The organism is Bradyrhizobium sp. 132, from assembly GCF_023074185.1.
Lineage (GTDB): Bacteria > Pseudomonadota > Alphaproteobacteria > Rhizobiales > Xanthobacteraceae > Bradyrhizobium.
Genome location: NZ_JADPKY010000156.1, coordinates 1 through 10,330 on the forward strand (window position 1 = coordinate 1; position 10,330 = coordinate 10,330).

Here is a 10,330-nt window from a genome sequence, read left to right on the forward strand (position 1 = left end):
GCTCCATCTTCGCCCATTGGGCGTCAGTCAAAACGAATCGGTCCATCCCAAGCTTGAATCACAACCAAGCCCCGATGAGAATCCTGAATCCCAACAGACGCTAGCGAACGTCTCGCCTCGATCAAGCAGCTCCTGTGACCGTGCCGCTCGCGACCGGAAGGCGAGCCAAGGCGGTGGTGGTTCTGAGAGGTCGGATATCGTTGGGTTGGATCAAGTAACTTCGGTTTCTTTTCATCAGCCGCGCCCGAAGTCCGAGCGCGACCTCGATCGGTTCAGCCCGGCGATTGGCCGGCGGCAGACGAGGCGCCACGCGGTACCCCTCAACATTTGATTTGCAGACGCGCGTGAAACTGGGGGCGAGCGGTCGCTGAGAAACGATTGGTGTTGAAGCTGCGGACACCCCTACCCACCCCCTTACACGCCCGTGACACACATTCGTTCACGCCTTCCCGCTGTGCGGCGTTTGGCGGCGGTGTCGTTGCCGACGGCGATGCATCGAACTTCAACTACCTGGTAAGCATTGTCCTCTCTCAATCCTGCCACGTGGTAGCACCCGTGTCCTGATAAGCAGAGCGGTCACCACGGACACTCCTTTTGACTTTGCCTGCCGCAATCAAACGCAGCAGCGTGTCTTCAGCGTGCCCAAGCGGGCGGTCGTTTTGGTGGTTCCGAAGCGCAACAGCATCGGGCTTAGCAATGGGCGCGGATCTTAGCTGTCTCAAGCCGGGTGCTTCACATCATAGGCCGCACTAATCGGCACGCGAACTGACACCGTAGGCTCTCCATATCGGCCGCTGCCTCACGGACGATCGGCACCGTTCCGGCGACGGCATCGCTTCAAAGGTTGATTTGCATGTCGTCGTGGGCTCGACACCCCGTCAAACTAAAAGGCCCCCGGGCGAACCGAGGGCCTCTGTTAGCATCAGGGGTACATCCGCCCTTAGTGATGCCAGAACAGTGCGAGGATAACAATAATCGGCAGCGGGATGCCCAGCATCCAAAGCAGTGCACCTCTTCCAAAGCCCATGGTGTCCTCCTGTGTTGCAGAGATAACCAGTAGATTGTGAATTGGTTCCGAGTCAGGAACGTTCCACAAATGCGAAGGTTGTTGCTCAAACAGAGGATAGGATGGCAGTTAATAAGCCGACTGGCGACAATGCACGCAAGGGCGCGGTGAAGAAGCGTACCCAGCTCAAGAACAAGCTCACCAAGACCTCGACCAAGCGCAACAAGACTAGTGGCGAGTTCATGGCAGTCAAGAAGTCCGCAAAGAAGTTTAAGGGTGTTCGCAAGGAGAAGTGATGGTCCGATTCTTCGTCGGCATCGCCAGCGTCGCGCTAGTCCTCGCGGCGTATGTTTTCGCTCAGGAGCGGTGACTTTTTTATTTTGGCGCCTGCAGACCCGGAGACCGCAGCCAATCACTCATATGCGATGCGGTTTCGGCTTGCCGCGCTTTCCGAATGAGATGATCTCGCTGCAGGCCAGGCGGCATGGTCTGTGCCTGATGCTTCAGCCTGTCAGCTTCCTTCGCTAGTCGTTCTTCGAGTGTTTCGGTTTGTTTGAACCGCCGTCGTGTCTGCATGGCGCGCTCCCTTCTGGCCCTGCGATGCTGGACCGAAAGTACATTAAGAACTGACCGCGAGACATTATCATTTGATAGATCGACATCATTTGATAGGTCAGCTCTTCGAGAGCCCTTTAAACGAGCTCGCCCGGAGCAACCCTTCCCGCACCTGAGACGGAGCTCAGAGACGTCCCTTGTCAGCGATCCATCCGGCGAGTTCGCGCAGTCGAAGCCTGAAGCTCTTCTATTCGCGATGTTCGCTGGTGATGACCGTATCATCTGTAGAGTCGAATGGGCTGCCTTGCGCGATCGTGCGGCCGCGGACGGGATCAATCCAAACGACATAGTCGGCATCTTCAAGAAGCATCGGGCCACAATCGAGCAGATTGCAAGCGATCAGTACGACGCGGGCAAGGAGATGCCGGTGGTTCGGACTGAGCACCTGGGGGCGGTCTAGCCGTGTTGGGCCACGATCAGTTGGCCGTCAGAGCAGCACGCCAAAGAGCTATGCCATCACAGAGCCCGCGCTCCTGAGGGAGTGGACGTCTGGCCCCCTTGAAGCTAGGCTTCGAGCCTCCTGCAGGACTCGAATGCCTTACTTGAAAGCAGATCAGACCCGAGACGAGCGCAATGGCAAGGTGCTCGCCGACATCGCTCTTGCTCGCTACCTTTTCTATCGTCTTCTTCGGTTGCCTCGGCGGTTTAGCCGCCTTTGTTGTCATCGAAGCTTGCCTGCTCTCTTTCGATTGGCTCGGCCCGAGCAAGCACGATGGGACGGGCGGTGTTCGCTGACAGAGCACCGGCGCCCCGGCCTCGGAAACAGCACCTCAAACAAGCCCGCGGCATTAGGAGCGGCCTAGTTTGGGCCGCAGGCGTGCGAGGAGATTTGGCCGGCCGGATTGAACCTCAGAACCGCGCTGACCGAGCCTTCGCGCACGACGTATGAAATGAGCGCTCCCTCGTCAAAGGGCTGGATATTGTCGAGCCGGGATGCCGGATGTTCGTTCAAGCGATCAACCCAATACGAGCATCGGGCTTCTGAGCCGGTGATGGTTTTCCTCGCGCCGCAGCCGCAGGTAAATGACGGCATCTTAAGCGTACATTCCCACGTTCGCTTTGATATCGCCCGCGCGGTAGGCATCGAGCCAGTCAATGGCAGCGGCCATCGGGTCAAAAGACATACAAGCACCTCCAGCTGAATCGTTTCTGGCGGAACCAGCTAAATCTCTTCGCCATCGATTCTTGAGTTTCGATGCCTGCGCACGGTTCGTCCATATGCACAACGCCATAGCGGATACTTGCCGTCGGCCTGTTATGCAGACCCGACCTTCGCAGTCTCGCTATCCTTTATTGAATGGAACCGAGATGAGCACGAAATGCGAAAGGCAATGCGGGGGCCGGTAGCCGGCCGGACGAGATCGCGGCACTCAGCCGTAGCGAAGCGGCCCTCATGTCCGAACTTCGCAACATGGCATCCCGCTGCGGTTAATTACTAGCGATGCTGGACATGCGCGACCTCGGCGATGTGCTGAGCATCGGCACGGGCAGGAGCACGAAGGATCGGACGTGACATGCGCTCGCTGTCGCGGCACCATATTGATGCCAAAGCCGAATTGGGCCGCATCTAAACTTGTGACATGGCGGCTTTGGTCGAGAGCTGGCATCCTACGTTCGCATGGCTTGCCATCGACGAGCCTGTCAGCTGAGGGACCAGCGGCGACAGCTACCAGCTCGCTTGAGGGACGATTGGCCGAACTGCCCACAAACCTCAAAGATCAGGCTTGTCGCTTGCCAGCCGGTAGCGAGCGCGAAGTTCTTCTTAGAAACGCCCGTTTAGCCGAAAAGGCCCCAGGGATGACCTGAGACCGGATGCTGGCCGAACGTAATTCCTCGTCTTCGCCGGCGCCATCTGGATACGCCAGTCTCCGCAGCACGCCCCCCCGGGGGGCGGGATCCCGGTTTTCAGGACGCACTCATCGATCGGTTGACGTCTCTGACCGGAGTGAGGCTTGCATCGAGGTAAGTGAACCGCCTATGCGGCCGGATCTGCTCCGCCACTTGACTACCGGCCAAGACTAACAACCTCGGCAGATGCTCTTGATCTTCTTTTCTAACGCGATGTCGGCCGGATCGCGCGGCTGGTCGCCGGTTGGCTTTGCCGTGGCTGGTTGCTCCATTGCTTGCGCGCCTCGGCGATGGTGGTGCGGCTTGTCCTTCCCCTGAACCGGCTGGACGATAGCGACTGCTGCGACGAAGGCGATCAACATCAACGCAAATATCCTCAGCAATTTTTGCAAATCTTCCCCACTGTCTTGTCGGCCTTTGTGTTCTCCTGATCGATTTTGGCGTCGCTGTCCTGTTGGTTCGTGGTCGTCGGCTTGCCGATGCCGCCCGCAGGTGCGGTGTTCTGCACGTTGGCACCCGGCGAGCCTGACGGAGCCGCGGTACCAGCCGTATTGGTGCCCGGCGCCGCTCCCGTGCTGAGCTCATTGCCGCTACCGGTCTGCTGGTTGGGAAGTTGGCCGGTCGTCGGACCGTTGGTGTTGCCGGTCGCTGTGTTTCCATTCAGTCCAGGGCTCCCCGTAGGCCCTGCCGCGGTCGACGCACTTCCGCTCGCTCCGGCTGCAGCGCCACCTGCCGCTCCTGCTCCAGAAGATGTTGAAGATGCACCTGCGGCACCCGAAGAGGCGGCGCCACCTGTGCCGCCGCCGGCGGATCCGCCACCACCGCCAACACCGCTACCGCCGCCACCGCCACCGCCACCGCCTTGCGCGAACGCGGTGCAGGGAATCAGGACAGCCAAGGCCAGTGCAAAGCGGGAGAGCTTCATATCGTTCACTCCTTTTGCGACCAAGCTTTCTCGCGAAGTTTCGTTCCTGTCGTCCCGAAGTCGGCGCGATGTGGCAGCGACAGAGTTCGCCCTCATTCAGCTCGGATGGACTTTGGTCGTCGCAAGCGTAACGAGGCCTTCGGAAGAGGATGGCGGAGGCGAGTCCAGCGAAGCAAGCGTAGCCCATCAGCTCGCAGCGCCGCTTACAGACGAGGATCTGCTCCTGCACATTGTCACGTCTGTCCGGCTCATCTGCCGCACTGCGATAGTCGCTGATCGCCCCGCGATATCGCGAGACAGCCGCATCATAGCGCTGCTGGAGAAAGCCCATGAATATCCAGGCAGCGAAAATGATCGAGGCATTCGGCCCGATCGATTTTAAGATGTCAGAGAGCTCTAAAGTCACCGGAGCTGAACCGGGCGCGAGTCGAGTTGTTCCTGGCGATGTGGACCTACTTTTCCGCTTCCAGAGATGTGCGCAATCACAGTCGCTTGCTCCGCACCACCAGCTGCGAGGAACGGATTGTCGTCGGGAGCTTTGGAGCTGAGACCAACTTCTGAGCGGCGAACGTGGATAAGCAGAACGACCCAGCCTCATTCAATGCAGCTTCGGAGCTCGACGACGTCTCTCCGAGACAGACCGAGGAGATTGCGTCCCAGAGCAGGCCGAGCGCTGCGCTGATCCACGAGACAATCCGGGCCGAGGGCGAGCAGGAGCTGGAGCGGCATTGGTGGGCCGTTCTAATGTCCGGACTTGCAGCGGGCCTTTCGATGGGGTTGTCGCTAGTGGTCCAAGGCAAGTTGCACGCCACTATCTCCGAAGAGGCGACACGCCAGCTGGTCGCTCCGCTCGGCTACACTGTCGGATTCCTCGTCGTAGTGCTGGGGCGGCAGCAGCTTTTCACTGAGAACACGCTAACGCCGATCCTGCCACTGCTGCACCACCGGGATCTCTGCACACTCGTCAAGGTCGCGAAGCTGTGGGGCTTAGTGCTTGCGTCAAACGTTGCGGGAACCTGGGCGATAGGCTTTGGCCTTGCCCATACCAACATTTTCGAACCCAAGGTCACTGACGCTTTCCTTGAACTTGGTCGCCACACCGTTCAAGGCCCCTTCCCGGAGACTTTTGTTCGCGCCGTCTTTGCCGGCTGGCTGATCGCGCTGATGATGTGGCTGCTGCCGGCCACGAAGGGATTTCGCGCGCACATCATTGTGGTCATGACCTATGTGGTTGCGCTCGGCGAATTCGCGCATATCATTGCCGGATCGGTCGAGTGCGCATTCCTGGTGCAACGCGAAGAGGCCTCGCTCGGCCAATACGCCTATGATTTCTTCGTGCCGACGCTGCTCGGCAACATCGTGGGCGGAACGACATTGGTAGCCCTGTTGAACTACGGCCAAGTCGCGGCAGAGCTTGACCAGGCCCAAGACTAATCCGCCCAACCGAGACAACATGGCTGATCGGGTCGAAAGTGTCCCTCAAGTTCATTCGGCGGCAGCTTAAGCAGGATGGCCCGGATCAACATCCTTCGCTGTCTTCTTCTCTCTCTGGGGTGTCATCTTCGCCGGGCTTTCCTTGCCCGGCACACCACGCGGGCCCAACTCCCGTTGCATGTCTTCTTTCGAGCGCTTCGGTTCGCGGCCGCTGACCGGTCTATCAGGCATCATTCCATCCTCCCCTTGTCCTTCAGATCGCGAATGCGGGTCTCGGACTCACCCTTAGATTTCAAGACCTCCGACCAGTCGTTAGCCCGGGCGACTTTGCTCAGTTCTTGGAGTTCAGTGAGTTGCTCTGCGGTTGACTTTTCCATTTTCGCTACCACAACGACTCGACATGCTCTGCTCACAAGCAGAAACGCGGCTGCGCGTTCCTTTTGAGACGCCGAGGCGGAGTAGATGGTAGGTAGTGCTTCCTAGGTGAGGCCGGCCCTTATCCCCGAATGACGGGCGGGGCACATAGCAACCCTTCATATACGACCATCTGTCAGGCTACGTGCCGCCGGCGCGCACGCACTAGCTAAAGGAACCCGAACTGGAGTTTTGGCGCTGATTAACGGCGGTCGATTTCACGGATCGGCAGCTTTGTCGCTCGCGCGAGCCAACCGATTGATATAGGCCCAGACGTTTAGGTGCTGTCGCATCAATAGGAACCGTCACCGTCCGTCTCGAGTATGATCTGCATGCGTTTCAGACGCATCCGGCTATCAGTCCTTAGCCCGAGCGGCCCCTGCCCTGGGTCCTTCCCCCCGGCCTGGGGCCGTTTCTTTGGTGCGAATGGCCCGTCAGCGTGAACCGGTTCGGGCGATCAGCCGAGAACCATCTCGCGCGGCATTGCTTGATATTGCGATATTGCTGAGAACCATCGCGAGGTCATTCATCCGGACCGATGGACAGCCGCTCCGTCCGCCTCCGCAAGCACGAAGCTGTGCCCCAAACCGGCAGCTACGAAGTCTGCTTCGCCGATGGTCGCCGAGCGTCTATTTCTAATGGTCGGCCGAGCGTCTATTTCTAATGGGACATTGTCGCCTGGACGGCGGCTCGCGCCGAACCTGTTGACCGGAGCAGAAGCGCTCGAGCACGCCCGGGCCCTGGCAAAGGCCGAGCTCGCCCGCTATCGCAACACAAAATGAAATTTGCGGATTGACGGTCCTAAATGGAACGACGAGCACGGGCGGATATTTGACTGGGCGCTGGCTCGCCGGCGAGATGGTGGAGCGGCCCCGGCCTACCCCAAAAGCCCCCCTGCAGCCGGGGCCGGTCTCTCCGCCAACGAACGACTGGCGGGGCTGCCCTCCACCCTCGGCACGAAGCCATTTCGCACTCCCGGCGAAATCTTCTTGAAACATACGAGGTCGAAGCTTGGCCGCATCAAATATGGGGATGCCAGATGTTAGTCCTGATGAACCTGATTTGGCGCCGGCTTGCCTACACAATGCTGATCGGTATGCACTGTAAGCTCGTCTGGCAGTAATGGTGAAGGCGGCTTTCGTCAGGAGGCCACCACCATGCCCAAAGAGATCGCTATAGCGCTCTGGTCCTTGGCAGCTGCCTGCGTAGTCGCATTCAGTATGGCAGCGCTGGTTGCGCCCCACTAGAAGAGACACAGACCCGCCAGCGTGAACCTCGGCAGAAGTGGCGCCGACCGGGGCTGCCTACTATCTCTGTGCAGCGCCCCTCCCGCTCCGCAGCAAAAGCCCATGTCTCCGGCCACACGTTTGACCGAAGCAATATACCTTCCAAGCTCGGTGGCGACTTCGACTGCGGTCGAGCCGCGTTGATCACTTTGATCAGCGTCTGCACCTCGTGCTCGGTCCATTGCTTAGGTTGGTGATCTCGCACGCGCCACGCTCCGAATCACGCGTGAGATTAGCAAAATTCGTTCCATTCTCGGAACCAAATGCTCATGAAATAGATTTCGGTTCCGCCGAATTGTATTTGCAAAGGATGCAAAGCTAGGGCAGAATTTTGTCACCGGGGCTGGCTGCATGTTTCACTTTTCGATTTGACCCGGGTTTTTGACCATGCGCGGGCCGCAGCGATTTAACCTCCCGCTGCGGCCTTCGTATGTGCGGTCACACCCGGGGGGTGGACGGCCGGCCTATTTGATTTTCGATCAATGGAGCGGGACCGTTCCTAGTCGTCCCAATGACCTTTGCACAATTCGCGCACTGGCAGACGCGGGCAGTCCGCCGGCCGTGCAAACGAGAAACCGCCGCTTTAAATACTGCGGCATGCCGCAGTCATCGCACCGCGGCGGCGGGAGTCTCATAATGGACGCCTGGTGAGATCGGCATGAGCATGCAGATGAGCATGCCAATGATTCGATGAACGGCTATTGATGATGCACTCGAGACCCAAACATCACCGGCCTCAGCGAATGTTGATGGTTTAGAGGCCAGCTGCCGCAACATTATAGTTCCAATTCTGGACCAACAACTATATTCCGCGAGCCGCGGGGCAATGGTTCGCCCCGAGTCGGAACTGGGGATCCGTCCCGAACGTTGGCTCCTAATGACCCACACAGTTCTCTTGGTAGACGATGATCCGGCGGTCCTCGATGTGATCGCGAGCATGTTAGAGGAAATCGGCTGCAAAGTTATCCGCGCCAACGGCGGGGCTGAAGCCTTGGATCTGTTGCAGCATCATGATCGCATCTCGATCCTGATCAACGACATCAATATGCCGAGCATGGACGGCCACGAGTTGGCCGAGCGGGCGACCCGTCTCCGCCCGGCGCTGAAGGTTCTGCAATTGTCAGGACGAGAGCGACGGCGAGACGGTTTCCCGATGATCCGGAAGCCATTCTCCGAAGATGACTTGTATCGCGTGATGCAGCAGACCACCGGTGCCTGCTGATACTCTGGAGCTAGTCGGCGTTAGAGCCTTGGGCCCAGCAGCGTCCGCATGCAGCGATCGAGAGCGTCTAAGAGGAAAGGCTTCTGTAGAATTGGCCGACCTTTGAATTGCTCCGGTACGCCATCGGCGCCATAGCCGCTCGCGAAGACGAAGGGAATGCCGCGGACCTGCAAAGCTTCTGCGATGGCTGCCGAGCTATCCCGGCCAAGTTGCAGATCGAGAATAGCGGCGTCGCATTCAGCGCTCATGGCCATGGTCAGCCCAGAGCCTAGGTCACCGGCCTCCCCAGCAACCTCGTGACCAAGCTCAGTCAGCATATCCGCAATCATCATGCGGAGAAGCGTTTCGTCTTCAACTAGCAGTACTGATGCCATGCTTCTCAGTACGCCGGCAGGTTTGTGAATGGGAGTCTTTTCCCGACCTCTCATAAGGGCAGCCGGTTCTGAGGCCCGAAGCTCGCTGGAGGAGTTGATCAGGCGAGGCTAAGCCGACTTGGGCCTATTTCGGATATAGACTACCGCACCGCGGCCAGCAGACGTCAGCTCACCGAGAGTGGTCTTCCCTTGGCCGCGGAGCTATCGCCAAATTTTGGTGACGGCCGGAGCCGGTCAGGCGGCGGCGGTTATGGGCTGACGGTCGGTCGGCTTGGCGATGACCTCGATCCCATCATTGAATGTCACACCGACAACGAGTTTTGGCAACTGGTTGTGGCCATCGAGACGACGCCAGCTTCTCTGCGCGGCCTCGAGCAGTTTGAAGACCATCGCGAGTGCCGTCTTGTTGGACAGGCAGCCCTTCGATCGGATGGTGCGGTGGCGAACGGTGGCGAAGGTGCTTTCGATGGGGTTGGTCGTCCGCAAGTGTTTCCAGTGCTCGGCCGGGAAGTCGTAGAACGCCAGTAGCGTGTCTCGATCCTTGCTCAGGCAATCGGCGGCCTTCTCGTACTTCAGCGCGTAGCTCTCGATGAAGGCGTCGAACGCCAGCTCGGCGGCGAGCTTCGTTTCAGCCATCCAGATCTCCTGCAACGCGCGTTTGGCCTTCGGCTGCTGGCTCTTCGGCAGTTTGGCGAGCACGTTGGCGGTCTTGTGCACCCAGCAGCGCTGCCCGCGCGTTTTCGGCCAGAACCTCACCGGCGGCCTTCCAGAACCCGAGCGCGCCGTCGGCGATGGCGAGCTGCGGGGCGAGGTCGAGCCCGCGCCGCTTCAGGGCGAGCAGCAGATCACGCCAGTCCTGCGCGCTCTCGCGGGCGCCATCGGTGAAGCCGACCAGTTCCTTGCGTCCCTCGGGCGTCGCGCCGATCAGCACGAGGATGCACTGCTTTTCGTCTTCGAGGCCGGGCTTCGAGATGGAGGCCATCGGCCCAGATGTAAACGTAGCGCTGGGCCGACAGATCGCGCCTCTGCCACGCGCCGTGCTCGTCGAGCCAGCCATCCTTCAGGCGGCCGATGACGGATGCCGACAACCCGGCAGCATCCTTGCCAAGCAGCGCAGCCAGCGCCTCAGAGAAGTCGCCGGTCGAGATACCCTTCAGGTAAAGGATCGGCAGCAGCGTCTCGATCGACTTCGACCGGCGCATGTAG

General features: G+C 59.5%; 9 protein-coding genes and 1 pseudogene. 4 read left to right on the plus strand and 6 right to left on the minus strand.

Going from position 1 to position 10,330, the window contains the following annotated elements:
- Positions 1-1,128: 1,128 nt before the first annotated feature.
- Entirely contained in the window at positions 1,129-1,302 is a 174-nt protein-coding gene (locus IVA74_RS32880; RefSeq protein WP_247351193.1) for a hypothetical protein, read from the plus strand.
- 79 nt (positions 1,303-1,381) lie between these two features.
- On the opposite strand, the gene IVA74_RS32885 is transcribed toward IVA74_RS32880, so the two are convergent.
- Positions 1,382-1,582 carry a hypothetical protein gene (locus IVA74_RS32885; RefSeq protein ID WP_247351195.1) on the minus strand — a complete coding sequence of 67 codons (201 nt, stop codon included), beginning with the start codon at positions 1,580-1,582 and terminating at the stop codon, positions 1,382-1,384.
- A gap of 881 nt (positions 1,583-2,463) precedes the next feature.
- On the opposite strand from IVA74_RS32885, the gene IVA74_RS32890 reads away from it, so the two are divergent.
- Positions 2,464-2,763, plus strand: coding sequence for a hypothetical protein (locus tag IVA74_RS32890; RefSeq protein WP_247351197.1), 300 nt, complete (start codon positions 2,464-2,466; stop codon positions 2,761-2,763).
- An 876-nt stretch (positions 2,764-3,639) separates the two neighbouring features.
- Here the strand turns inward: IVA74_RS32890 and IVA74_RS32895 are convergent.
- Together IVA74_RS32895 and IVA74_RS32900 are read right to left on the minus strand one after the other, a co-directional pair.
- Positions 3,640-3,834 (minus strand): hypothetical protein, encoded by a 195-nt coding sequence (locus IVA74_RS32895; protein ID WP_247351199.1) that lies wholly within the window; start codon positions 3,832-3,834, stop codon positions 3,640-3,642.
- A gap of 11 nt (positions 3,835-3,845) precedes the next feature.
- A complete protein-coding gene (locus IVA74_RS32900; RefSeq protein ID WP_247351201.1) occupies positions 3,846-4,394 on the minus strand; it encodes a hypothetical protein in 549 nt (182 codons plus the stop codon).
- Between the two features lie 570 nt (positions 4,395-4,964).
- Here IVA74_RS32900 and IVA74_RS32905 point away from each other — a divergent pair.
- A complete protein-coding gene (locus IVA74_RS32905) occupies positions 4,965-5,828 on the plus strand; it encodes a formate/nitrite transporter family protein (protein WP_247351203.1) in 864 nt (287 codons plus the stop codon).
- A gap of 66 nt (positions 5,829-5,894) precedes the next feature.
- On the opposite strand, the gene IVA74_RS32910 is transcribed toward IVA74_RS32905, so the two are convergent.
- Positions 5,895-6,062 (minus strand): hypothetical protein, encoded by a 168-nt coding sequence (locus IVA74_RS32910; RefSeq protein ID WP_247351205.1) that lies wholly within the window; start codon positions 6,060-6,062, stop codon positions 5,895-5,897.
- Between the two features lie 2,343 nt (positions 6,063-8,405).
- Here IVA74_RS32910 and IVA74_RS32915 point away from each other — a divergent pair.
- A complete protein-coding gene (locus IVA74_RS32915; protein WP_247351207.1) occupies positions 8,406-8,750 on the plus strand; it encodes a response regulator in 345 nt (114 codons plus the stop codon).
- A gap of 20 nt (positions 8,751-8,770) precedes the next feature.
- Here IVA74_RS32915 and IVA74_RS32920 read toward each other — a convergent pair whose 3' ends face one another.
- Positions 8,771-9,124, minus strand: coding sequence for a response regulator (locus IVA74_RS32920; RefSeq protein WP_247351209.1), 354 nt, complete (start codon positions 9,122-9,124; stop codon positions 8,771-8,773).
- Between the two features lie 234 nt (positions 9,125-9,358).
- Positions 9,359-10,330 (minus strand): annotated as a pseudogene (locus IVA74_RS32925) (IS256 family transposase); the annotation flags it as partial.